Source organism: Butyricimonas sp. RTP31003st1_G1_RTP31003_210430 (assembly GCF_040920905.1).
GTDB classification, from domain to species: domain Bacteria; phylum Bacteroidota; class Bacteroidia; order Bacteroidales; family Marinifilaceae; genus Butyricimonas; species Butyricimonas paravirosa.
Genome location: NZ_JBCOSQ010000028.1, coordinates 13,030 through 38,843 on the forward strand (window position 1 = coordinate 13,030; position 25,814 = coordinate 38,843).

The 25,814-nt window shown below is 44.6% G+C and carries 22 protein-coding genes; 11 read left to right on the top strand and 11 right to left on the bottom strand.

Annotation, left to right across the window (positions count from 1 at the left end):
* Positions 1–50 precede the first annotated feature (50 nt).
* From AB5542_RS10305 to AB5542_RS10315, 3 genes are all read right to left on the bottom strand, one after another.
* A complete protein-coding gene (locus AB5542_RS10305) occupies positions 51–1,973 on the bottom strand; it encodes a RagB/SusD family nutrient uptake outer membrane protein (RefSeq protein ID WP_118304016.1) in 1,923 nt (640 codons plus the stop codon).
* A gap of 17 nt (positions 1,974–1,990) precedes the next feature.
* Positions 1,991–5,428 carry a SusC/RagA family TonB-linked outer membrane protein gene (locus AB5542_RS10310; protein ID WP_087421424.1) on the bottom strand — a complete coding sequence of 1,146 codons (3,438 nt, stop codon included), beginning with the start codon at positions 5,426–5,428 and terminating at the stop codon, positions 1,991–1,993.
* Between the two features lie 88 nt (positions 5,429–5,516).
* Positions 5,517–6,740, bottom strand: a complete 1,224-nt coding sequence (locus tag AB5542_RS10315) for a FecR family protein (protein ID WP_279037008.1) — start codon at positions 6,738–6,740, stop codon at positions 5,517–5,519.
* 208 nt (positions 6,741–6,948) lie between these two features.
* Here AB5542_RS10315 and AB5542_RS10320 point away from each other — a divergent pair, with 208 nt between their 5' ends.
* The 8 genes from AB5542_RS10320 to AB5542_RS10350 all read left to right on the top strand — a co-directional run bounded on the left by AB5542_RS10320 (position 6,949) and on the right by AB5542_RS10350 (position 14,274).
* Complete coding sequence (locus tag AB5542_RS10320; RefSeq protein WP_087421422.1) at positions 6,949–7,482, top strand: sigma-70 family RNA polymerase sigma factor; 534 nt, start codon at positions 6,949–6,951, stop codon at positions 7,480–7,482.
* Positions 7,483–7,561: 79 nt separating this feature from the next.
* Positions 7,562–7,729, top strand: coding sequence for a hypothetical protein (locus AB5542_RS21295; protein WP_410518799.1), 168 nt, complete (start codon positions 7,562–7,564; stop codon positions 7,727–7,729).
* Between the two features lie 86 nt (positions 7,730–7,815).
* Positions 7,816–8,694 carry a PDDEXK nuclease domain-containing protein gene (locus AB5542_RS10325; protein ID WP_410518798.1) on the top strand — a complete coding sequence of 293 codons (879 nt, stop codon included), beginning with the start codon at positions 7,816–7,818 and terminating at the stop codon, positions 8,692–8,694.
* A 139-nt stretch (positions 8,695–8,833) separates the two neighbouring features.
* Entirely contained in the window at positions 8,834–9,868 is a 1,035-nt protein-coding gene (gene rlmN / locus AB5542_RS10330) for a 23S rRNA (adenine(2503)-C(2))-methyltransferase RlmN (RefSeq protein WP_118303802.1), read from the top strand.
* A 344-nt stretch (positions 9,869–10,212) separates the two neighbouring features.
* Positions 10,213–10,776, top strand: coding sequence for a lipocalin family protein (locus AB5542_RS10335; RefSeq protein ID WP_229128297.1), 564 nt, complete (start codon positions 10,213–10,215; stop codon positions 10,774–10,776).
* Positions 10,777–10,816: 40 nt separating this feature from the next.
* Entirely contained in the window at positions 10,817–12,130 is a 1,314-nt protein-coding gene (locus AB5542_RS10340; RefSeq protein WP_279037004.1) for a DNA recombination protein RmuC, read from the top strand.
* Positions 12,131–12,249: 119 nt separating this feature from the next.
* Positions 12,250–13,152: a sugar phosphate nucleotidyltransferase gene (locus AB5542_RS10345; RefSeq protein WP_087421419.1), complete on the top strand. Its 903-nt coding sequence runs from the start codon at positions 12,250–12,252 to the stop codon at positions 13,150–13,152.
* Between the two features lie 39 nt (positions 13,153–13,191).
* Entirely contained in the window at positions 13,192–14,274 is a 1,083-nt protein-coding gene (locus AB5542_RS10350; RefSeq protein ID WP_087421418.1) for a phosphotransferase enzyme family protein, read from the top strand.
* 55 nt (positions 14,275–14,329) lie between these two features.
* Here the strand turns inward: AB5542_RS10350 and AB5542_RS10355 are convergent, their stop codons facing one another.
* The 3 genes from AB5542_RS10355 to AB5542_RS10365 all read right to left on the bottom strand — a co-directional run bounded on the left by AB5542_RS10355 (position 14,330) and on the right by AB5542_RS10365 (position 17,818).
* On the bottom strand, positions 14,330–14,878 hold the full coding sequence (locus AB5542_RS10355) for a heavy-metal-associated domain-containing protein (RefSeq protein ID WP_270546460.1): 549 nt from the start codon (positions 14,876–14,878) through the stop codon (positions 14,330–14,332).
* Positions 14,879–14,933: 55 nt separating this feature from the next.
* Positions 14,934–17,222 (bottom strand): TonB-dependent receptor, encoded by a 2,289-nt coding sequence (locus AB5542_RS10360; protein ID WP_118303794.1) that lies wholly within the window; start codon positions 17,220–17,222, stop codon positions 14,934–14,936.
* 170 nt (positions 17,223–17,392) lie between these two features.
* Entirely contained in the window at positions 17,393–17,818 is a 426-nt protein-coding gene (locus tag AB5542_RS10365; protein WP_279036996.1) for a hypothetical protein, read from the bottom strand.
* Between the two features lie 175 nt (positions 17,819–17,993).
* Here AB5542_RS10365 and AB5542_RS10370 point away from each other — a divergent pair, with 175 nt between their 5' ends.
* The 3 genes from AB5542_RS10370 (at position 17,994) to AB5542_RS10380 (ending at position 21,548) form a co-directional block, all read left to right on the top strand.
* Complete coding sequence (locus AB5542_RS10370) at positions 17,994–19,154, top strand: DUF4369 domain-containing protein (protein WP_279036994.1); 1,161 nt, start codon at positions 17,994–17,996, stop codon at positions 19,152–19,154.
* A gap of 23 nt (positions 19,155–19,177) precedes the next feature.
* A complete protein-coding gene (locus AB5542_RS10375) occupies positions 19,178–19,939 on the top strand; it encodes a UDP-2,3-diacylglucosamine diphosphatase (protein ID WP_279037186.1) in 762 nt (253 codons plus the stop codon).
* 73 nt (positions 19,940–20,012) lie between these two features.
* Positions 20,013–21,548, top strand: coding sequence for a YifB family Mg chelatase-like AAA ATPase (locus AB5542_RS10380; protein WP_118303788.1), 1,536 nt, complete (start codon positions 20,013–20,015; stop codon positions 21,546–21,548).
* 84 nt (positions 21,549–21,632) lie between these two features.
* On the opposite strand, the gene AB5542_RS10385 is transcribed toward AB5542_RS10380, so the two are convergent.
* From AB5542_RS10385 to AB5542_RS10405, 5 genes are read right to left on the bottom strand one after another with little or no spacing between them, the layout of a single operon-like run.
* Positions 21,633–22,304, bottom strand: coding sequence for an inorganic pyrophosphatase (locus AB5542_RS10385; RefSeq protein ID WP_087421411.1), 672 nt, complete (start codon positions 22,302–22,304; stop codon positions 21,633–21,635).
* Positions 22,305–22,335: 31 nt separating this feature from the next.
* Positions 22,336–22,914: a D-sedoheptulose 7-phosphate isomerase gene (gene lpcA, locus AB5542_RS10390; RefSeq protein WP_279037185.1), complete on the bottom strand. Its 579-nt coding sequence runs from the start codon at positions 22,912–22,914 to the stop codon at positions 22,336–22,338.
* Between the two features lie 17 nt (positions 22,915–22,931).
* Positions 22,932–23,882, bottom strand: a complete 951-nt coding sequence (locus tag AB5542_RS10395; protein ID WP_087421410.1) for a hydrogen peroxide-inducible genes activator — start codon at positions 23,880–23,882, stop codon at positions 22,932–22,934.
* Positions 23,883–23,894: 12 nt separating this feature from the next.
* A complete protein-coding gene (gene dnaJ, locus AB5542_RS10400; protein WP_087421409.1) occupies positions 23,895–25,043 on the bottom strand; it encodes a molecular chaperone DnaJ in 1,149 nt (382 codons plus the stop codon).
* Positions 25,044–25,060: 17 nt separating this feature from the next.
* The gene (locus AB5542_RS10405; protein WP_279036989.1) at positions 25,061–25,654 is read right to left on the bottom strand and encodes a nucleotide exchange factor GrpE; all 594 of its coding nucleotides are present in this window, start codon (positions 25,652–25,654) and stop codon (positions 25,061–25,063) included.
* Positions 25,655–25,814 lie beyond the last annotated feature (160 nt).

Consider the following 25,814-nt stretch of genomic DNA (forward strand, 5'->3'; position numbering starts at 1 on the left):
CATTCTATCTTTTACGGGTTAAAATTTACAATCGTAAATCAAAACTTCATTTACCATCCGGGGTTTTGAACCATTCCGGAAATCAAGATCTCTTCAGCATTGAACGGTTCCAGATAATCCCGCGGTGCCACGAACTTATTTTTGCTCCACACCACGATCGGGCCGTTCTCGTTATTATAGAATGTTTGGAATGTTGTTCCCAGAATATTCCAACCATACTGTTTCTCGTTCATCACTTGGTGAGCGATTGTCCAACGACGAATATCCCAATAGCGATGTCCCTCGAAAGCGAATTCGATACTGTATTCTTGGCGAATAATTTCACGCATACCAACTTTCGTATCTACTTTGGAAGAGAAATTGGAAAAAGTTTTCCAGGCCTCCCGTACCGGTAGAATACCAGCCCGTTCCCGCACTTTATCAAGAGGATCATACACCCGGTTATCCGGCTGCTCCAGATACTCGTTCCAAGCCTCCGCCTGCATCATATACACCTCGGCCAAACGTAAAACAGGGAATGTTTCCTGTCCTTTCAGATTCGCCACGTAATTCGAGGTCGCAAAATTTCCGAAAGTCTGCTTTTTCAACCAATAACCGTTAATATTTTGCCAGTTATTGCTCACGATAAAGTCTTCTTGTGTACCCCAAGACTCATCTTTATGAGCCTCCACCAATAAGTTATAATTTCTTGTTGCCGTGTTTGTCCCACGCTGCCAGTACATCCGGTCGCCCGCAATACTCGCGTAAAAACGGGGTTCCCGACGCAGGTGAAGATTCACCACTGACGTGTTCATCGGGATCACATCCTCGTAAGTCACGCTACTCTCAGAACCCAATTTATAACGATTCGCGTAGCTCCATGAATTATCGGCATCAATCGGTAACCCGTGACTGGTGTAATACATTTCCACCATTTTCATCGAGGGAGAAAGACAACCAAGTAAACTCTCGTTAAAATTCACCTCGTCATCCAATAACCGGGGCAATGTAAACCGATAAAATTGCAAGGTTCCCCATTTCATTTCCAACAAATACTCTTTATTATCGAAACGAGAGAACATACTACTTTCGATGTCATTCATCTGGTTCAACAACTTAGTCTTTTTCGTGGTTTCCTCCGTGTATAAATCCCGGTCTCCCACGGCACAAATCTCGGCAGCCTTATCCGCAGCCTCTGCAGCCAGCAACCATTTATTCCGGTCGTAAGAAGAATTAAAAAGTAACTCCCCGTTCTTATTCTTGAAATCGGAATAGAAAGCGTTCCCGTTAAAAAGAGGGGATGCGGCATAAAGCAATGCCTTAGCTTTTAAAGCATACAACGCCTCCAGACAAATCGTGTGCCCGTAAGCCGGGTCCCGCTGATTATGCATCGGTATATACGGCGCCGCCTCATCTAACAACCTGACAATCTCTTTGAAACAAGTATCCACGTGCTGACGCGGCAATTGATAAGCACTCACATCCAGCTCCATCGGCATATTCTGAGGTACGAGACAAATCGGCCCGTAACGACGCACTAACTCGAAATAAATAAACGCTTTCAAGGCCTTCACGTCAGCTTTCCACCATTCCCGGTCTTCGTCGGTAATATTGTAAGTATTATCGATATTCTCCAAAAAAGTATTCGCGTTCCGAATAACCGTGTACATCTTGTACCACAACGACCCGTAAGGACTTTGTGACATCTGCAATCCATCCGCCACCTTCAGCCCGTCAAGACGGAACGTAGTTGAATTGTACAATGCCTGACAAGTCACGAATTCATCGGCCCCCAAAAAGGAGGTATTATTCGTCAAACTCGTAAGCACCGTATTTACCTCTCCATACAGCCCCTTCCACCAGGATTCGGCTTTCGTTCGTTGCTCGAAAAGCGATTCCACCGTTTCAATATCCTTCTCCGGTACCCGGTTCAGATAATCGCATCCGGTCAGCAAAAGCATTCCGCAAAGTATATATAATAAATGTTTTCTCATCATCGATATATATTAAATTAAAAACTTATGTTCAAACCGACTGACCAAGTACGCTGAATCGGGTAGTTGAAACCGCTGTCCCCCAACTCCACGTCCCAGATCTTAAAACTGGAAATCAGGAAAGGATTGTTTACCCGGGCATAAAACTTCACGTTCTGCATTTTGATCTTGCTCAGGAAATCCTGCGGTACATTGTACGCCACTTCGATCGAAGTGCAACGTAAGAAACTACTCTCCCGCATGAAATAAGTAGACTTCCGTATCTCTGTATTATTCTTCCAGTTTTCCTGAGGATTATGCGCATCAATGGATTGCGTGGAAAGACGCGGCCAGAAAGGACGTTCTTTCATGTTATTTTCGTTCCAATGATCATCGTAAATCGCCTTCAACATCGCCCGGTTTTTCACAAACGGACTGATTTTCATCGGGTCCATAAAGAACGCCCGTTTGCCCGCTCCCTGAAAAGCAAAACTTAACTCGAAATCCTTCAAATTGAAAAAGGCACTGAAACCGTAAATCAATCGAGGGGTTGTCGGGAAACCGATATACGTGGCATCATTCACGTCAATCACGCCGTCCCCGTTCAGGTCGCGATAGCGAATATCACCCGGCATCACGTCCCCACCTTGTCGGGGGGAATTATCAATCTCTGCCTGATCACGGAAAACGCCCTCGGCAATGTAACCGATTTGCTGTGAAATCTCATGTCCGACCTTCTTTTGCCATTTCGGCTTATTGGCAGCCTCTTCAATATCTCTATACTCCGCCTTATTATAGGTAAACGTACCACTTAGAATGGTCCAAAAATCCGGAGTAAAAGCGTGTTGCACTTTACCCGAAAGATCAATACCTCGGGAACGAACCTCTCCCACGTTTCCGATCTGTAAATACTCCAACCCGGTAGATGCCGGCATCGTGTAACGATAATCTATAATATTATGGCGAACCTCCTGGTAAATATCGGCATTCAATTCCACGATTCCACCAAAGAATTTCGTTTCGATACCCAAATTCGTCTGTTCTGCAATTTCCCAAGTAATCTTGTCGTTAGGATAAGACTTCACCACGGGACGCTGTAAAACGGTACCACCCGGTGCCGGGTCCATGATACTCACTTTATCCAACAAGGGTAAATGGGCAAACCGCGGGGAATCAATCACCCCGTCGTTTCCGACCTTACCCCAAGAGAGACGGAATTTCAAGAACGAGAACCAACGTCCCACGTTGTCTGCCATAAAACGTTCCTTGGATGCAATCCATGCACCACCAACCGCCGGGAAAAATCCCCATTGATTGTGCTTGGCAAAACGCTCCGAGCCGTTGTAACCGAAACTCGCCTCGGCAAAATATTTATCCTTAAACCCGTAGGTTCCACGCATGGACATACCCATATTCCGGTGAGGAATACCGTCCAGTACAGTTTCCGTATTAGAGTACGTCGACTCCTGCACGTTAAACACGGCAGTTAAACTGGTTTGGTGTTCACCCCAGGCTGCCACGTGCAACCCCCGTACCTCGTAACTCATTTGTGTAGACTGAGAACTATTACCATACGCTTTCGACAACGTCCGCGATGCGTTACGTTCATTCAATGCCAGTAATCGATGCTTTCCGGTTTCAAAACTATAATCGGCTAACGAATACAAATAAGGTTCCGTTTTGTAAGCATTGGTATAATATCCCGTCTGGTTCATGGACACGGATGCCCGTAACTCCAATCCTTTCAACAAGGCAGAAAGATTATGAATATACTCTGCACGTGCCACAGCCGAATAACGGCGGCGGTCCTTGTACCCTTGGTGAAGATCCTTGTAAGGATTAATCGTGTTCAAATCCACGGCTCCAAAGCGAAGGTGCGGCCAGCCATACGTCTCGTCTCCCGGATAAAGAGGAGCAAAATCCACCGGAGAGGCATTGAACGCCATGTAATAAGCCTCCGTCACGTCCGCATAAGGCCCGTGATATTTATCCAGATTGGCTGATGTATTAATATTCAAGCGAATCCCCGCACTCAAATCGATATTCAGGTTCGCCCGGAAAGAAAACGTGTTGTTCTCGATGTTACACTTGAACTGGTTCAAACGGTCGGTCTTCAACATCCCCTCGTCCCGAACATAGTTAACAGATGCATAATACTGCACCAACCGGGAACCACCCCGCATATTTAACCCCGCACGATGGTTGATCGAATAATCCTGAAACATGATATCATACCAGTCATTGGCAGGATATACCCAATCAGGATAAAGTCCGGATTCCGTACGCTGGATACGTTCCACACTATACTGCGGGGTTGCCGACGGATTACGAGACAACAAAGCCCGGTTATACATCTTCATGTAATCCACGGGATTAACGACATCAATTTTCTTGGTCGGAGCGCTCACTACCATCTCGTAACGAACCGAGGTATAAACACTTCCCTCCTGTCCTTTCTTGGTCGTAATCAGAATTACACCGTTAGCCCCGCGAGCCCCATACATTGCCGTAGCCGACGCATCTTTCATCACGCTGAAACTCTCGATGTCCTCCGGAACCATACGGGAAAGGTCCAACTTGGATGATTCCACCCCGTCAATCAAGATCAGCGGGTCAACGTTGGCCGAGGTCTGGAAAGAGGTTATACCCCGGATATAAAATTTCGTGTTCATCTCTTCTTCCGTCAACGCACCGGGAATACCTCCCGTCTGCCAACCGATCATACCGGCAATTTTCCCGGTAAACTGGCTGGTCAAATCACTACTGGAAGACTTTAAACTTCTAGCGTCCACGGTCGTGATAGCCGACACGACACTCTCTTTTTTCTGTTCACCGAACGCCACTACTGTCACTTCCTCGATATTCTCGGCCGTGGGATTCAAGTGAACGTTCAACCTCGTTTTCCCCTTGATCGGGACAACTTCCGGCTTATAACCGATAAACGAGAATCTCAACGCATCCTCCGGCCTAGCGGTAATCGTGTAACGCCCATCTGCATCCGTGGCAACCCCTTGAGTGGTTCCCTGTATGAGTACCGTGGCACCGGGAATAGGATTCCCTTTCTCATCAACAACCCGACCGCTAACAGTCAACATTGTCGTTTCCTGTTTCGGCCCCACGAGAATCTTACCATTCCCTTGCTGGGAACAAGTCAGCCCTGTGCCTTCCAAACAGGCCTTCACCGCCTCGAAAACCGTGATGTCATCCAGTTTCAAGGTAATCTTTTTCGACTCTTTTATGACAACTTCCTCCCGGAAATTGACTAAGTCCCCACTCAAGCGGTTGATCTCATGTAAAGCACGCGTCAGACTGTACTCCTTGAAATCAATGGAGATAATTTTCTGATTCTTCTGCTGGCTAAAAACAGAGGCAGAAGATAGTAACAGCGTTGCCAAGAAAAGTAAAAAAATACTAAACATTCTTTTGCAAACGCATAAAAGTCCCAAAAAGACTTTCGGTTTCGTTCTTTTTGTCATAAATTTGTGTTATTAAATTTAACATGGGCCTTGTCTCGCACAAGGTCGTCAAAGTGGAGCCGCCTGCCAAAGTTGCTCCATTTTGTTTTTATAGTGGGTCCGTCACGTAAACGGTATCTCCCTCTTTTCTAAACTTCGGCCCTCCGGTATAAGTGAAGGCATCTAATATGGATTCCAACGTCTCGTCCTTACTGAAATACCCGTTAAACGTGTATTGATTCCGGTCTTTGACCTGGTATATAAATCTCACGCCATACCAGCGCTCGATCTGGCGAGTAACGACCTCGATATTCTCTTTGTTAAACATGAACATCCCCTCTTTCCAAGCCATAACACGATCCAGATTAACCTCCCGTACACTTAACTTACGAGCTTGCACATCCCAGCCGGCCTGTTTCCCAGGTTGCAAGATGATTTTTCGGGTCGTATCTGCTAAAGGTTCCACGGCGACCTTCCCGGTAAAAAGCGTGGCATAAATATCCGATTCATCCTTGTACGCCTTTATATTGAATGACGTTCCCAGTACCCTCGTCCGGATCTCGTTCGCCTCGACAATAAAAGGACGTGCCGCATCCGGCGTTACTTCGAAAAAAGCCTCCCCGACCAGCTTCACCCGTCGTTCCCCTTTCCCGAAAAATACCGGGTATTCCAACTCGCTCTCGGAATTCAACCAAATCCGAGTCCCGTCACTCAATATCAACGAATAAAACCCTCCCGTGGAAGTAATCACTTTATTGATTTCCGGCTCCGGGGAAACGTCCCCCGCTCCTTGCCCCGTATTCGTATCGTAAACCAATTTCGCCTCTGCCCCGACAACCACCGCAGACTTCAACCTCAAACTATCCCTGTGCAGTCCCTGCATTCCAACTCTTTTCCCATCGCCTAACACTAATATCACCTTATCCTGCACGATCGGCTCTGATTCGATTTTAGCCACCCGCATCTCTTCCATCCTTTCCGGATGCGACTCTCCGACATACTTATACACGAACAGACACGCCACCAACAAAACGGCAGCCACGCTTCCTCCCCACAAGGAGATTCGTTGAAGTTTTCTCTGCCTGTTCCGTTTCGCCAAGGTTCCCAATATATCAGACTGCAATTTTCCGTAATCCGTCACCCCTTCAAATTCTGCTTTCAAATCCCGATACTCTCTCAAGCTTTCGTCAGAAACAATTCTGTCATAAATTGCCTGCCGCCCATCCCCGGCTTTCATCCAAGCCTCAAGAACCCGCTTTTCCTCTTCCGTGGCGGTTTCATATCTCATCTTTAAGATAATCCGGGCAATTTGATGACTATTTAATTCTCCCATTATTTCTATTATTTTTACTAAAGACACCACTAACCCATATTTGGTATTACACGGGAATAAAAAAAATTCAAAAAAGTGAATTTCCGCCTCTTTTATATAAAGCACCATACATAACATTTAATTTATAAAGTTTTTTCGTAAGTTTGTGACGTCAGTATTCATACAACATTGTATCGAGAAGGTAGGTCTGATCAATGAAACGTTTTTTATGCGAAAAAATAAAGATGCTATGGGCGGTCACTTTGATCTGGGTAATTTTATCCGGGATCATTTTGCGTCTTTATGTGCCATCGCCTTTAAAATCACGGGAAATTCGGAAGTCGCCAAAGATTTAGCCCAAGATGTTATCATCAAGTTCTGGGAAAATCAAGGACAACACAAACAATTGGATTCCATCGAAAATTACCTATTTATCATGATCCGCAACGAAGCACTAAATTACCTCCGGGGTCTCTCCCGCGAGAAGAACCGCCACGAAAAAGCCTCTCTAAACTCCGAACAGGAGGAATCCTTGTGGGACACCATCATCGAACAAGAAGCCAACCAGCTACTTCAAACTGCCATTGCAACTCTCCCCCCGCAATGCAACCGAATCGTAGAACTCTCCCTCACGGGCAAAAACACGAAAGAGATCGCAGAAACCCTCGACATCGCCGTGAATACCGTGAAAGTCCTAAAAAGCAGGGCCATCCATAAACTAAGGGAATATTTCTCCCGAAATGATATTTGGATCGAGTTTTAAATCGTCTCCATATAACGATTTCACACAAAGAATAGCTTATCTTTGTTACATATTTCCAAAATCAATACAATAATTCATTATGGCACAAATTACATATAGCAAACAATATTCCGATGCCATTCAGGCAATTAAACAGGCCATTTTGCAGAGTCGCTACACGGCAGCTCGATTGGTCAATCGAGAAATGCTCGCCCTATATTATGCCGTAGGTGAATACATCTCACTCAATAGTCGAACAAACACGTAGGGAACCGGTGCATTAGAGTTCATATCGCAACAATTACAACAAGAATTACCCGGACTGCGAGGATTCTCTATCACCAGTCTAAAAAAATGCGTACTTTTTTCGAAAACTGGAATAGTATATTTTCAAACCGTCCGTCAACAACGGACAAAAACACATCCTCATTAATCCCAGAAAATATAACTATTACAATTCGTCCGTTGACAACGGACGAATTGAATATTTCTGACTTGGAATCTTTTATAAGTATCGGGTTCACACACCATTATGAAATACTTTTAAAAACATCAGATATAGAAGAACGTTTATTCTACATCCGTCATTGTGCTACTGAATTTTGGAGTGTCGAAAAATTAAGATACTATTTGAATGAAAAATCCTATTTTAAACAAGCGGTAGCCAATAATTTCAATCAAACCATCACAAATGTAAATTATCGTAAACGAGCCATACAATCATTCAAAGATGAATATCTCCTTGATTTTATCAACATCAAGGACATTGATGAGATTGATGAACGAGTTATTGAAAACCAGATCATTCAAAACATAAAGAAATTTATCATGGCACTCGGTTCTAATTTCTCATTTTTAGGTAACCAATACAGACTTATTGTAGATGAACAAGAGTATTTTATCGATTTACTATTTTTCAATCGCCATTTACAAGCGCTCGTTGCCATCGAACTAAAACGAGGCGAATTCAAACCCGAATACGCAGGGAAACTCAATTTTTATCTCTCGGCTCTGGATGAATATGTGCGTCTTCCACACGAAAACCCCTCTATCGGGATTATCCTCTGCAAATCGCAACGTTCGAAAACCGTTGAATTCGCCTTTCGCGACACTTCAAAACCGATGGGTGTTGCCACATACAAATTGGCCAACGAATTACCTAAAGATTATGAGGGGATTTTACCTAGAGCCGACGAATTGAAGAAACTTTTAGAAGAAGAAAATAATGACTAATACGAAGTAAAATTTCAAGAGAATCAATTTCTTACAAAAACAAAATATTTTTCTAAACCATTAATTCACATCATTTTTCCATTATATGAACTCCTTATCATTTTCTTGTTGTATTTTTGCAGCGGAAAAAAGCGATGACATGGAAAAAACGAACATAAGAGCGTACACGTTACAAGAGTTAGCAAACGTCCTCGTACAACACGGGGAAAAAGCATTCCGGGCAAAACAAATCTGGCAGTGGCTTTGGCAAAAGGGAGTGACCCGTTTCGAGGACATGACCAACTTGTCAAAAGACTTCCGGGAATTCTTGGACAACCACTTTATCCTACAAACGGCCACACTCACCCATAAACAAGAGAGTAGTGACGGTACAACGAAACTCGGCTTTACCCTTCCCGACGGGAACCTGATTGAAACCGTACTTATCCCAAGCAAGGATAAATCAACCGTGTGTGTCTCCTCGCAAGTAGGATGCAAACTGAAATGTAGCTTTTGTGCCACGGGAGGGTTGGGGTTCACCCGAAACCTGTTACCGGAAGAAATATTCGACCAAGTAGTTGCCGTGAAACGCCTGGGAGAAGAACGGGGACTACCGCTATCCAACATCGTACTGATGGGCATGGGCGAACCACTTCTGAACTACGAGAATGTCCTTGCCGCCATAGAACGCATCACGGCAGAGGATGGATTGGGAATGTCCCCCTATCGCCTCACGCTATCCACCTCCGGCATCGTGGAAGGCATCAAGCGACTGGCAGATGACGACGTTCGTTTCAACCTTGCCATTTCACTCCACTCGGCAGTCAACACGACCCGGGACAAAATTATGCCGATAAACAAGGCTTACCCGCTTACCGAACTCGCCGAGGCTATTCGGTATTTCGTGGATAAAACGGGGACACGTCCCACGTTCGAGTACCTGTTACTAAAAGGTGTCAATGATAGTCTCGACGATGCCAAGGCTCTCGCCTTGTTCTGTCGACAATTCCCCGTGAAAATCAACATTATCGAGTACAACGAAGTGGACAACGCCCCCTACCGTCACAGCCCGGATGCCTGCAGGGATCAATTTGTTCGCTACCTCGAAAGCAAAAATATCGTGGTGAATATCCGTCGCAGCAAAGGAAAAGACATTGATGCGGCTTGCGGACAACTGGCCAACAAGAATAGTTAGCCTACTACATTTTTAGCTATTCTGACTTAGGCTTATAGTAAACTTTTTCAAGGTAATACACCGTGTTTACCCGTTGCACATTCGATGCACTTAGGGATTAAAGACGTATCAACTTCGCTACAAAGACGTATCAAAGACGTTCGTGAACGTCTTTGATACGAATTCGATTTATCTTTAATTTTTGATTATCTGGTGATTACCTTAAGTACTTATCTATTCTTCATTTGATAATACCTCCCCAAAGGCATTATGAACTTTACAGACTTTATAAATCTTATAAACGAACATCGGCCCCCGACTTCTCGTATTACAAGAAACTAAACACCTAATTATCAACTCATAGTATGAAGTTCTTCTTATTAGCCGTATTGCTCGTCGGATGCAATATCATGGCGACAACAGCACAATCCGACAAAATCGTCGATAACCGGGCCATAGACACGCTGGATCTAAAAAAGTACGTCGGCCTATGGTATGAAATCGCACGCTTTGACCATCCTTTCGAACGAGGCTTGGTCGGGGTTACAACCGAGTACACCATCAAACCCGACGGAAACATCGAGGTTATTGGACGAGGTTACCAAGATAGTTTCCAAGGGGAGAGAAAAGAAATCGTGGGGCACGTGCACATCCCAGACACGACCCAACCGGGAGTTCTAAAGGTCACTTTTTTCTTGATTTTCAAGACAGACTATCACATTCTGGAAGTCGAGAATGATTACAGTGCAGCCCTCATCGGAAGTTCTCAATGTGATCATCTCTGGATTGTGAGTCGTACCCCAAAACTCCCTCCCAAGAAATTGAAAGACTTGATGCAACGGGCACAACGCAGAGGGTACGACACGACCGCCCTTATCTTCGTCCCGCATGGGCAGGAACAAATTCAAGAAGAGTTGACCAAACTCTGAGTTATTTTCCATATTTTTGAACAACCAAAGGTTCAGAAATATGGAATTATTTATACTTATATCCTGCGTTTTACTTCTCATTCTCAACATTATCCTCATTGGATTACACGTTCGTTCCCGCAAGGACAACACCGCACGGGATGTATCACGCTCCATCTCGGACCTCGAAAAAGTGATCCGGGACGAATCACGCTATAACCGGGAAAACGATGAGAACCGTTCCCGCAAAGACCGGGAAGAACTCGCCTCTACCCTCAACCATTTCCGGACAGAACATCGAGAAACCTTAAAGAATATCACCACCCAGACTAACTCCGCCATACAAGCTTTCCAGAAAAGTTTTGCAGAAAGCATGGAATTATTCAACCGCCTGCAACGGGAAAAATTCGGGGAGCTATCACTCCGTCAACAGGAACTCCTGCAAAACACGGAAAAGAAACTGGAAGAGATGCGAGCCACCGTGGATGAAAAATTACAGAAGACCCTACACGAACGTATCGGGCAATCATTCGAACTCGTCAGCAAGCAACTGGAAAACGTGCAGAAAGGCTTAGGGGAAATGCAGACGCTGGCACAGGATGTCGGTGGGCTGAAACGGGTGCTTAGTAACGTGAAAATACGGGGAACGATCGGGGAAGTACAACTTTCCATGCTATTGGAGCAAATTCTAGCCCCGGATCAATATGATGCTAACGTAAAAACTAAACCCGGATCGGACAAACTGGTCGAATTCGCCGTGAAACTTCCCGGACGGGCGGAAGGAGACGAATCGGTCTACCTTCCCATCGACGCCAAGTTCCCGAAGGACGTTTACGAACAACTCCTTGACGCCTACGAGTCCGGAGACTTACAACGGGTGGAAACCACTTCCCGCGTACTCGAACAGACCATTCGCGGTATGGCAAAGGACATCCGGGACAAATACCTAGCCCCACCGCATACCACGGACTTCGGGATCATGTTCCTGCCTTTCGAGAGCATATACGGAGAAGTTACCCGCCGGGCAGCCTTGTTGGAACAATTACAGCAGGAATACCACGTGATTGTCACGGGGCCGACCACACTAGCAGCGATACTGAATAGCCTACAAATGGGATTCCGCACGCTGGCCATCCAAAAACGCAGCAGCGAGGTGTGGCGTATCCTTGGTGCCGTGAAGGCCGAATTCGAGAAGTTCGGGGGACTTCTGGAGAAAGCCCAGAAAAATCTCCAAACCGCTAACAACCAACTGGAAGAGGTCATGGGCAAACGAACCCGAGCCATACAGCGACAACTACGTTCGGTAGAGGCCCTCCCGGCTAAAGAAGAGCAAAACCCACTACTGGATTCATTTTCAGAAGATGACGAGGCATAAAAACGACAAAGATTTTCACCTAAAATAAAACAAAACACGACTTGCTAGATTCTTTCCGCAGTTTTTATTAGCTTTGTCCGAAAGAAGGTTATACAAGTAAAAAGATTAAATATAAAAACATGGAAACGACGAAGAATAAAACGACCTTGCTCATCATGGCAGCAGGGATGGGTTCCCGGTTTGGTAGCTTGAAACAACTGGCATTGCTCGGCCCCCACAAGAAAACATTGTTGCATTATTCAATCTATGACGCCGTACACGCGGGGTTTGACAAAATTGTTTTCATCATCCGCCGAAGTTTCGAGAACGAATTCAAAGAGGCCGTGGGAAAATATGCCGAGAGCTTGGTTGAAACCGTGTACTGTTTCCAAGAAATGGATCAACTGCCCGGTAACCTGCCCCCGATCCAGCGGGAAAAACCCTGGGGAACGGCTCACGCCATCTGGGCCGCAAAAGACCATATACACGAACCGTTTATCGCAATCAATGCTGACGACTTTTACGGACGGGATGCCTTCGTGAAGATGCACGATTTTGTGGCCAGTAATCCCGACGAGAGATGTTTCAGCCTCGCCGGCTACCGGTTGGCAGCCACGCTATCCGAGAACGGGACGGTATCCAGAGGAATATGCACGGTTGACGGGGACAATTTCTTGACCAGTATCACCGAACGTACGAAGATCGGTCGGGAAGGTGATATGATTAAAGACCTGAACACAGGTGTCGTACTACACGAGGATGACGTGGTTTCCATGAATTTCTGGGGATTCTCACCTATGCTTTTCGGGGAGATCGAGAAACAATTCATCGAATTCTACCACAAGAACAGCGAAAATCCCAAGGCAGAGATTTACATACCTTTCGTGGTAGACGAACTTATCAAGCAAAAAGCCGTGAAAGTGAAGGTATTAAACACCAGTGCCAAATGGTTCGGGGTAACGTACAAAGAGGACACGGAACTAGTGAACAATGCCTTGCAGAAATTCGACGGGGAAGGATTATATACTGACATGGGGCAATAAATAGCATAAAAACGGGTAAACACTAAAAAACAACTAAGCATGGACAAACTGAAGAGAATTTACGACACGTTCGTATCGAGCGGGCGGTTTATATCCGCTACACCGTACGGTTCTGGCCATATTAACGACACCTATCTGGTGAAAGTGGACGAGGATGTCGAGTACATTCTCCAAAGGATCAATGGTAACGTGTTCAAGGACATCCCAAAACTGGTGCGAAACAAAGAACTGGTGTGCGGGCATATCCGCAACCGGCTTATCCGGCACAAAGTAAGCGACATCACCCGCAAATACATCACGTATTTTTACACGGACAAGGGAAACGCTTACTACAAGGATTACGAGGGAAACTACTGGACGCTATCACTCTTTATCAAAGGCTCAAAGAGCTACGATGTTATCCCGGATTCCCAGATCGCTTATCAAGTGGGTATCGGGTTCGGAGAATTCGAGAACCGGATTTCCGATTTCGATGCGAAATTGTTGATCGAGACCATTCCGCTTTTTCACAATGTTCCTCGCCGCCAGCGGGAATTAAAAGAGGCCCTAGCCAAAGCCGAACCGGACCGGATCGAGGCGAGTAAGGAACTGCTCGAATACCTGAAAAAGTTCGATAATGAGATGTTAGAATTACAACGGATGAAAGACGAGGGAATTTTGCCGCTCCGGGTCACGCACAATGACACGAAAGCGAATAATCTCCTGTTCGACCACAATGATCATCCGTTATGCGTGATCGATCTGGACACCGTGATGCCGGGAATCGTGCATTACGACTTCGGGGATGCCATTCGCTCGTCTTGTAACACGGCCGGGGAGGAAACTCGCAATCTTGATGAGGTGCATTTTAACATGAATTATTTCGAGGCTTTCACCGCCGGATTCATGGAAAAAGCCAAACACCTTTTCACGCTCAAGGAAAAAAAGACCCTTGCGCAAGGATGTACGCTAATGACCTATCTACAAGCCGTCCGTTTCCTAACGGATTATTTGGACGGGGATCATTATTACCCGATCACCTATCCTGAACATAACCTGCAACGAGCTAAAGTTCAAGTAAGGTTATTACAGGACATGGAACGACAATTCGACAAGATGAACCAGTTTATTCTGGATCAATAATACCAAAAAACGGTAGCTTTCGCTACCGTTTTTTTGTATCCTTCAAGAATTTTCCTTACTTTTTCTTATTCTTGCAACACTCGTCTGTTTTACCTGTCTTGGAACAGCAATTGTCACCACATTTTCCTTCACATTTACTCTCCTTAGACTCGCAGTTCTGGTCGCATTTACCATCACACTTTTTTTCACCACAACTTTGACCACAGGTCCCGCTGCAATTATGTTTCTCGCCGCAACTTCCCTTGCAAGCTTCTTTATTTCCCTCTTTACAACAATTATGTGCTTTACCGCATTTTATCAACTTACCGTCTTTATCACACATTCCCACTACTTTCACATCATGACGCTCGATAGCAGCCCGCAAAGCCTCAACAGAATTTTTGTCGGTACGGAAAGAAATCAACACGGTTGAATCTTTCATGTTCAACTTATAATCCTTGATTCCTTTCTCGAAAGGCATATCTTTATCCAGTTTAGCCTTACAAGAAGGGCAATGTATTCCTACTTTAAAAATAACGGTTGTATCTTTCTTAGTCTGGGCACTCACTGTTAAACCCATCATAACGAACACTACCAGCGTGAATAAAATTTTCATTGTTTTCATAGTAAACGTATTAGTTATTAAAAACATTGTTTTTCAAAAGTAATTATTTTATTGATTATTCTTTTCGATCTAAGGCAAATCTCAAACCGATATAAAATTTACGTCCGTGAAGAGGTCCCCACACTTTCGACGAGTCAAAGGTATCGCTCCAAGGATTATGGGAATTTACGATCGGGTTCTTTTGAGTAAAATCCCCGATATTCTCGCATCCCGCATAAATACTCCACAAACGGAAATATTTCGTAACCTGCGCATTCATGATCTGGAAATCATCAAAACGGGAGGCTACCCGATATTCATCGGCAATCCCACCCTGCTCCGGCAAACGTCCGGAACCGTTAAACTGGGTCGTGAAATCGAACTGCCATTTCTTCAAGTTGGTGAAGTATGACAAGTTCACCAATCCCTTATAACGGCTCGTTAAAGGAGTACGCTTCAGATCTCCGTTTATCGTCGTCTTCACATCATTGTAACGATAAGCTAACGTGGCTTCCAAACGAGGGATCAACTCGTATTTCACCTCGACCTGGTAACAATTCGAATAGGAATCCCCGTCCAGGTTATAAAAGTTCACCTTGTTGTATGCCGTCTCGTTATCCACCACCACTTGGTCGTTGAATTTCGTGTGATAATAATCTAGGTTGATATTCAAGGTACGCCCGAATACTTCGAACTTCCGGTTCACGTTAGCCCCGAAATTCCAAGAATCCTCCATTTTTAGATCATCCAGTAAAGCCGGATTTTTACCCAACAACTCGCCATTCACGTAGAAGTTCGCAGCAGAGGCCAGCAAGTAACTGTTCTCGGCCAAGATATTCGGTGTACGCAGACCGCGGCCGAAAGTGGCCTTGATGCTGGTGAATTCATCTGGTTTGTACATGATGTGAGCCCGCGGGGTCCAGATACTCCCGAAGATATTGTGATAATCGTAGCGCAAACCTGCCATCACGATAAAACGCTGATCCAGAAATTCCCCCGTGTACTGGAAGAAAGCTCCCGGCACCCGTTCTTCTCGTTTCATATTTATGAAATCGGTAGAAATATCCTCTCCATAATTGAAAACCGGATCACGGAAATCTTCGTCATATTTGTCGTAATTGAAACTCAACCCGGCAGAGTACATCTGGCTGGGATTCGTCCCGAAAATAGACTGGTAGATGTAGTTCACGAACAAACTCTTCTGCCCGGCATTATACATTTTCGGCCCGTAATAAGAATCCTGCGTGTGATCGGAATAGTTCACCAAAATCGCCATACTCGTGTTCTCGTACTGGGGCATCAAGTAACCTAACTTCAAGAAAGCCTCGTAACGACGAGTGTCGATCCCAATTTTATACAACCCGTATTTCTCATCTGCATGAGCATGTCCGCCATGAGTGGTTTGTCCGCCATTCCGTTCCTCGTCGATAAATTTACCCCCGAATTGCAAATACCAAGTATCATCTTTATAAGCCCAACGATTCATCACGTTGTATTGCGTTTTCTCCGGCATATCCAAGAATCCGTCCTTGTTCCCGTCATGAGGCTCTTCCATCCAGTCCCCATGCAAAAGAAACATCGTACTCCACTTGTCATTGAACTTGATACTGAAATTAGAGTTAAATTCGTACATTCCCTCGCTACTCGTGAAGACATTAGCCGAAAGTAACTCCGGATCACGGGGTTTCTTGTAGTCCACGCTGATCTGCCCGGCCATCGATTCGTAACCGTTAATCACCGATCCCGTCCCTTTTGAAACGGAAATCGCAGACATCCAGGGACCAGGAATATAAGTCAAACCGTACAAAGAGGCCAATCCCCGGAAATTAGGCATATTCTCGGTCATCATCTGCACGTACTTTCCGGTTAATCCCAATAGCTGGATTTGCTTTGCACCCGTCACGGCATCGGCATACGACACGTCAACCGAAGCATTCGTCTCGAAACTCTCACCCAAGTTACAGCAAGCCGCCTTACACAACTCTTCGCCCGTGATCAATTGCTCGATCAAAGGCCCCTGAGTCGACATCACGGTACTCTGTTTACGGGCAGCCACACTCACCTCGTCCAATTGCTCCCCGGATTTCAACGTGCAGGTCACGAATTTATCCGTGGATTTTACCTCTATCGTATCCGAGCGGTACCCGATAAAACTAACGACCAACTTCCCAACCTTCTCCCACTTGATTTTAAATTCCCCGTTCGCATCCGAAACAGATCCTTTCGAAGTCCCTACCCAATAGACATTCGCCCCGGGTAACGCCACCTCTCCGTTTTCCGTTTCTTCCATAACACGCCCTTTTATGGTCTGTGCCTGTAAGCCAACAGAGGCAAGTAAACACATTATAATAAACAAATTTCTCATATAGATTCCACGATTTTCAGGAACGTGCCGGGGATATTTCTTTTACCCAATGCCACGAAACACGTTCTCTCTTGATTAAATTTTAAATAACGTTTCAGTCAAGTCAGACGCATACACACGACTCGTCGAAAGATACTTTTAAAGCATCTTCGTCACGGATCAAAATTTAATCAACAACGGAAAATACATAGCAACTCCAAGGGCGGAGACGTGTCTATGTATGCAACAGGAGAATTAAAAGGTTGTACATTAGAAATAACCGCATCCGGTAAAGACATCATAAAATTACACTCCTGCACCATATCGCAGAATTGTATTTCGAAATGGGACATTGCCCAATCACCGGAAACTTTATAATAAGTATGTTCTTGTTTTGCGTTATCGCAATTCTTTTTGTGCGCATTGTGGCACATACGATGACAGCAGTGACAACCATGCGTACACGGACACGGGATGTCCTGGGGAATAACCATCACGTGCAAGTAAGTTTCCTGGCAACGCTGACAGTACACTTTACTTACATTCACACCTATCGTACCTAACAAAAAGGTAAACAATAGCAAAAATGCTGGTATATTCAATTTTTTCTGTTTCATCGTTTGCAAAAATAAAACAATTTTCAAATTTCAATCTCCCAAAATACACCATTAACAATTAATTAACGGTTTTTTCATTCAAAATCTGATCCGACGATGTGAAAAATAGAAAAAAAGTATTACTTTCGAACTTCATAAATCAAGATGTAGATTATTTATATCATTCCAACAAATTATGAGAAAAATACTATTACTTGGACTACTTGTAGTTCTTATCGCATCCTGTACTGAAAAGACGAATGTCGAAATTACAGGGGCCATCAAAGATGCAGCCAACACGAAAGTATATCTGGAACAAATAGATGTAAGTTCAAGAAAAACAATCGACTCAACAAAAATTAACAAGAACGGGGAGTTTAAATTTAAACTCAACATCGAGCTCCCGACATTCTATTCTTTAAGATTTTCTAACAACGAGCAAGTGACCTTGATCGCCAGCCCGGACGAGGTGCTTGAAGTCAGTGGTACGCTGAAGGACATTAAAAATAACTACTGGGTGGATGGTTCTGAAAACTCGTTATGGATTAAACTCCTGAATTTCCAGATCACCCGTACAATCACGCTAACGGATTCTTTGAAGAGATCCTATCAGGCTCTCCCACAAGGAACCGAGTACGACACTCAACGTCAGGAATACGCCAAGGCATGGGAAGAGGCAATAAACAAACAGATCAGTTTCACCCGTGACTTCATTATCAAACACGCCACCTCTCCGGCATCTTATTATGCCCTTTATCAAAAAATTGATGATAATATCGGAGTGATGGACGAGTTCGAAGACCTTCACTATTTTAAAGTGGTGGCATCATCCTTGACCGCCCTTTATCCCGAATCCCAGTACACGAAGGCAATCATGAATCACTTGAAACAAATATCCCAAGCAATCCGCAATCAACAACTTGCTGCCGTGATTAACAACACGGAAGGGTCTCTACCGGATATTAACCTGCCGGATGTGAATGGCAAGGATATTTCACTGAACTCCCTCAAATCGAAACTCATCGTGCTTGACTTCGGGCTGATCACGGCCAAAGAGAGCCAAGAGTACATTGACCAGATGAAAAGCGTATACAACAAGTTCAAAAACCGGGGAGTGGAAATCTACATGGTTTGTCTGGATAAAAACAAATTTCTTTGGGAAGACGTGATAAAAACGAACAAGATCAACTGGATTTGCGTATGGGATCAAGGAGCGTTACAAAGTCGGGCAGCCTCGACTTGGAACGTGAAGAGTGTTCCGGCAAACTACATCATTAACCAAAAGAAAGAAATTGTTGGTAAAAACTTGTACGGCAGCCGTTTGGAAGACCGTTTGAACGACTTGTTGAAAAAATAATTATATTGGACGAACATATCATCATGCAGGGCAAGAAGGTTTATTTTCTTTCAGACGCACACTTGGGTGCCAAACTATTGAAAGATAATCGGGAGAGAGAAATTATGCTCGTGGAGTTTTTGCAAAGCATCAAACCTGATTGCTTGGAACTTTACCTGCTTGGTGATATGTTTGATTTTTGGTTCGAATACAAACACGTTGTACCCAAAGGCCACGTACGCTTTCTTGCCGAACTGGCCAATTTCACGGACCAGGGAATTAAGGTACATTTCTTCACGGGTAACCACGACATCTGGGCTTTCGACTACTTGGCAAAAGAATGTGGTGTTATCCTGCATACTTCCATGATGGAAACCACGATAAACGGAAAATCTTTCCTTATCGGACATGGTGACGGTCTGAATCCGAACGACAAAGGGTATCTTTTCCTGCGTAACGCTTTCCATAATCGCTTCCTACAAAGATGTTTCCGATTTATCCATCCCGACTGGGGGATCGCTTTGGCCAATAAATGGTCATCCCATTCCCGACTGAAAGGAAACGGACAGATCGAGGCGAGGGGCTATCTGGGAGACGACAAAGAAGAAATCGTTATTTATTGCCAGAATATCTTGAAAGAACACCACGTGGATTATTTCATTTTCGGCCATCGCCATTTGCCTCTCAATCTTGAACTTGAATCCAACAGTCACTATATCAACACGGGAGACTGGATCACGCATTTCAGTTATGCCGTATTCAACGGAGAGAAGGTTTCTCTTGAAAAACTTGATCGCAAAAAATAACCTACTTTGCATTGTTTTTCTGTGAAATAATCTTAACTTACATGCTTGTATGTGAAACATAAGATCAGACGGTATGTTAGTTAAAATTTTCGGGGGTGCAGTGTACGGAATCAATGCTTTGACCATCACAATCGAGGTCAATATTCTTTGGGGAGCGAAATTTATTATTGTCGGTTTACCCGATAATGCGGTAAAAGAAAGCCAGCAACGAATTGATTCCGCCCTCCGGGAAATCGGGTTAAAAATTCCGGGTAAACGAGTAATCATCAACATGGCTCCCGCCGACGTGAAGAAAGAAGGATCGTCTTTCGACTTACCGCTAGCCATTGGAATCCTTGCGGCTAATGACCAGTTACCTAATGCACAACTGGATAAATACCTGATCATGGGCGAGCTGTCATTAGATGGCAGCCTACAAGCGGTCAAAGGGGTACTTCCCATCGCCATACACGCCAAAAAGGAAGGTTTTAAAGGTATTCTTCTGCCCTATCAGAATGCTAACGAGGCTGCAGTGGTTCAAGGCTTTGAAGTTTACGGTTTCCACCATCTGAGTGAAGTGATCGCTTTTCTGAAACAGGAAAAAGACTTCTCTCCCATTTCTTTCGACCAACAAGTCATGACAGCATTTCCCGATGATGACTTGCTTGATTTCAAAGACGTGAAGGGACAAGAAAACGTGAAACGTGCGATGGAAGTTGCAGCCGCAGGCGGGCATAACATGATCATGATCGGCTCCCCCGGTTCGGGGAAAACCATGCTGGCCCGAAGATTACCAACCATTCTCCCTCCCATGACCATCGAAGAGGCTCTGGAAACAACGAAAATCCACTCCGTCGCGGGAAAGATTCAAAATAATCATTCCTTAATTACTTCACGTCCATTTCGTTCGCCGCATCATACCATATCTGATGTTGCACTTGTTGGCGGAGGATCTTGGCCTCAACCGGGGGAAATATCACTTGCTCACCATGGTATTTTATTTCTAGATGAACTCCCAGAATTTCGCCGGGCAGTACTGGAAGTCTTGAGACAACCACTTGAAGATCGGAAGATTACCATCAGTCGTTCCAAGTTCAGCGTGGAATATCCGGCTAACATCATGCTGATCGCATCTATGAATCCTTGCCCGTGTGGGTACTATAATCATCCCACGAAGGAATGTAATTGTCCGCCCGGAGCCGTTCAAAAGTATTTATCGAAAATATCCGGTCCTTTACTCGACCGGATTGACATACATATTGAAGTGATTCCCGTAGAGCTTGACAAGATCACGAATTCCTCGGACAGTGAACCAAGCTCTGTTGTTCGAGCTAGGGTGATCGCCGCCCGGGCTATCCAGACCCAACGTTTTCAATCTTACCCGGGGATTTATTGTAATGCCCAGATGACCTCACCGCTACTAAAAAAGTATTGTCCGCTGGACGATAAATGTGTTGCACTACTAAAGATTGCCATGCAACGTTTCGGACTTTCCGCCCGAGCTTATGACCGGATCATCAAATTGTCCCGAACAATTGCCGACCTAGACCATAACGAGAAAATAACCCCGCAATATATCGCCGAGGCCATACAATACCGAAGTCTCGACAAGGACGGATGGGGAGGATGAGAGAACTAAAAAATAAAAACTAAAAGATAAAAGTTAAGTGAGAATTCAACTTTTATCTTTTAGTTTTTATCTTTTACCTTACCGTTATACCCGGCTTAGTATATCTTCAAGTCCTTGGAAGTGATTTTTATAATCTTCGGCACTCCGGCGAATCACCTCGAAAGCCTCTTCCTTATTATAGACATGAGTGATTTCCGTGCGTCGTTCCTCACCGGGAAGATCCTTGTAGGTTAAAAAATAATGCCGTAACCTGTCAATCACCACGTGTGGTAATTCGGAAATATCATTATAAATATTATACGTGGCATCATGTTTCAACACGGCAATAATCTTATCGTCTGCCTCGTTCTTATCCAACATCCGGAATCCCCCGATAGGACGAACTTCTGCGATAATATCCCCGTGAGAGATCGTTTTCTCGGTCAGGACACAAATATCAAGCGGGTCTCCGTCCCCGTGAATATCCGTTCTCTCGGTCTGCGACATACAATACTCGGCAACTAAATCTCCGCAATAAGTCTGCGGTAAAAAACCATATAAAGCGGGAACCACGTTCGAATACTTCTGCGGACGATCTATTTTTATATACCCACTCACTTTATCCAACTCGTACTTCACCGTGTCCGTCGGTACCATCTCTATGAATGCGGTAACCACGTTCGGCGCATCCGTCCCAATATCCAAACCATGCCACGGATGTGACTTGTACCTAAGTCCCATCAAACGGACAATAGGATCATTAATTTTATTTCCCATAACTTATATTATTAAAAACATATACACCTCTTTATTGTTCCGCAAACAAATGCGCCTCGATTTGCTCAATCAGGATATGAATCACCTTGATGTGAATCTCCTGAATCCGATCGGAATACCCGTTCCAAGGAACACAAATATTCACGTCACACATATTCTTCATTTTACCGCCATCCTTACCGGTTAACCCGATCACCAACATACCCTTGCGGTGAGCCGCATTAACGGCTCTCACAATGTTTTCTGAATTACCGGAAGTACTGATTGCCAATAACACATCACCAGCTTTCCCGTGTGCCTCCACGTAACGGGAGAACACGTACTCAAATCCGAAATCATTGGCCACGCAGGTCAAGTGAGTCGGATCGGAAATTGCCATTGCAGGTAGTGCGGGACGGTCTCCCCTGAAACGTCCGGTAAGTTCCTCGGCGAAATGCATGGCGTCACTCATGGAACCACCATTTCCACAACTTATGACCTTACCCCCGTTTTTCAATACCCGGGATAATATCTCTGCCGCCAATCCGACTTGTTTCAACTTCTCCTCATCCTCCACGAAATCAGCTAACACCTGTTGCGCCTCCAAAAAACTTTTCTTGATATTATCCATATATTCGGGTATTACATTTATCTTATCTTTTTCCATTCAACGATTTTTCCCCTCTCTTTTTTCAACATTCCCGGGGGAACCACTTGTCGTATATCTTCACAAAGCAAATCAATCAACTTTTGTTTCGTGAAATGACGGGAATATATCACACTGACCTCCCGCAAAGGTTTGGACACCGTGAATGAACGAACTTGCTTTTTCTTTTCCTCCGTCATGTACAACGTGGCTAACTCAGGAATCAAGGTAAATCCCCCTTCCCGATCCACGATCTTCATCAAGGTCTCTAAAGAATTACTCTCAAAATCAAAAGGCAAATTCTTATGTTGCGTTCCTCGCATCTCACATAAATTCACTACTTGATCCCGGAAACAATGCCCGTCTCCCAACATCCATAACTCAGGAGTTGCAATATCTTGTGTTTCTACGTCTTTCTTTTTCAAAAGTTCGTGATCAGGGTGAGCGTAGATCATCATCTCCTCGTAAAACACGGGCTGTTCTACAATCTTATCGTCATGATAAGGTGTCACGAATACCCCCACGTCCAACGTGTCATGTTTCAACCGTCGGATAATCTCTTCCGAAATTAATTCTTCCACTTCCACCTGTACCCCAGGATAACGACGAATGTAATCCCCGATGAATATCGGTAATAAATAAGGAGCTAGCGTGGGAATAATACCTATTTTCAAGGATCCCGCTACCTCCTGTTTCTCTTCATTAATAATCTCTTTTATTCTTTGAGTCGAGGCCAGCACTGTTCTTGCCTGCTCGATCAACTTGTAACCGATGTCGGTAGGAACAACCGGTTGCCGACTCCGATCGAAAATGATTACACCTAGATCATCTTCCAGCTTTTTAATTTGCATACTCAGTGTCGGCTGTGTCACGAAACACTTGTCGGCGGCTGTTGCAAAATGCCGGAATTCATCGACCGCAACAACATATTCTAATTGTGTCAGTGTAATCATATATTATTATTTCTAATCAAAAAAATCTTTCATCTTGGAAAAGATACTTTTCTTGTCACCACTTCCCGGCTTAAAGCCTTCCGCCTCTTTCATCTTTTCCACGAGTTTTTTCTCGTCCTTCGACAAGTTCTTAGGAATCCACACGTTCACCTTTGCCAACAAATCCCCTTTACCGTAACCGTTCACATCAGGCAATCCTTTTCCTCGCAAACGCAATATTTTACCCGGCTGGGTACCTGCCTCAATCTTCACTTTCACTTTCCCTTCGATGGTCGGAATCTCAACCGTTTCCCCTAACACGGCTTCCGGATACCCGATAAACACGTTGTATAATAAATCATTCCCATCTCTTACCAACTCCGGATGCTCTTCTTCTTCTATCAACACGATCAAGTCACCGTTCACGCCACCACGACGAGCTGCGTTTCCTTTACCATTCAAAGACAATTGCATCCCTTCACCCACTCCTGCCGGAATATTGATAGAAATCACCTCTTCCGACATCAACACGCCCTCTCCATTACAGAAAGTACATTTTTCATTGATAATCTTTCCTTCGCCCTCGCAAGTCGGACACGTGGAAGTGGTTTGCATCGCTCCCAGTATCGTATTTTGTACCCGGGTCACTTGTCCCGATCCTTTACAGGTCGAACAAGTGGAATAGGATTTTCCATCCTTTGCTCCCGTTCCGTTACAATGCTGACAAGCCACGTATTTCTTTACCTTGATTTTCTTCTCAATTCCGGTAGCAATTTCCTGAAGGTTCATTTTCACCTTCACTCTCAAGTTCGTTCCCCGGTTTACCCGGCGGGCACTACGGCCACCACCAAAACCTCCGAAACCACTAAAGCCACCGAAACTTCCGAAAATATCCCCGAATTGAGAGAAAATATCATCCATACTCATGCCCCCACCAAAACCTCCTTGTCCGGCTCCACCTACTCCGGCGTGACCGAACTGATCATAACGACGTCTCTTTTCTTCATTACTCAGCACATCGTATGCTTCAGCGGCTTCTTTAAATTTCTCCTCGGCCTCCTTGTCCCCCGGGTTCTTATCCGGGTGATACTTTAAAGCCAGTTTTCGATATGCTTTCTTGATCTCAGTGGCATCAGCACTTTTAGATACCCCCAACACCTCATAATAATCTCTCTTTTCCATTACCACGCAACTATATTTTATTCACCAACAACCACTTTCGCAAAACGCATCACCTTGTCATTCAAGTAATATCCCTTCTCGATACAATCCAACACTTTACCCTTTAACTCCGGAGTCGGAGCCGGAACTGTCGTTACCGCCTCGTGAATATCCGTGTTAAAATCAGCATTTTCAGTCTCGATTTCTTTCACGCCATTCTGTGTCAGAAAAGACTTAAAATTAGCATAGATCAAATCCACTCCTTCTTTTAGAGCTGCCACATCCTTCGCCGTACTCATACTCTTCAAGGCGCGTTCGAAGTTATCCACCACGGGTAAAATATTACTTAACAATTGTTCCCCGGCACTCTTGGTTAACTCCATTTTTTCCTTCAAGGTACGTTTCCGGTAATTATCGAACTCCGCGGACAAACGTAAGTATTTATCATTCATCTCGATCAGTTTCTGTCCCAACTCTTCCAATTGCTTATCCTCTTTTCGGCAAGACTTGTCTTCTTTCTTTTTGTGAGCTTCTCCCTGATGTTTTTCTGAATTCACTTCTTCCTTTTCCGTATCGTTCGTCTGTGACTCTTCAAACTCGTTCTCCTGAGTCGATCTCTTCTCTTCTGCCATATCGTATATAATTTTTTTTATGAATAAACATTTTAAGCTACTCTTTCTAAGCAAAATCCCTGCCAACCGTCAATATGCCACATTGACAAGCATTACAAGTGCCAATGTGACACAAATAGCTGCCACAAAGATAGTAAAAGATATTCTTCCGATTCAACTT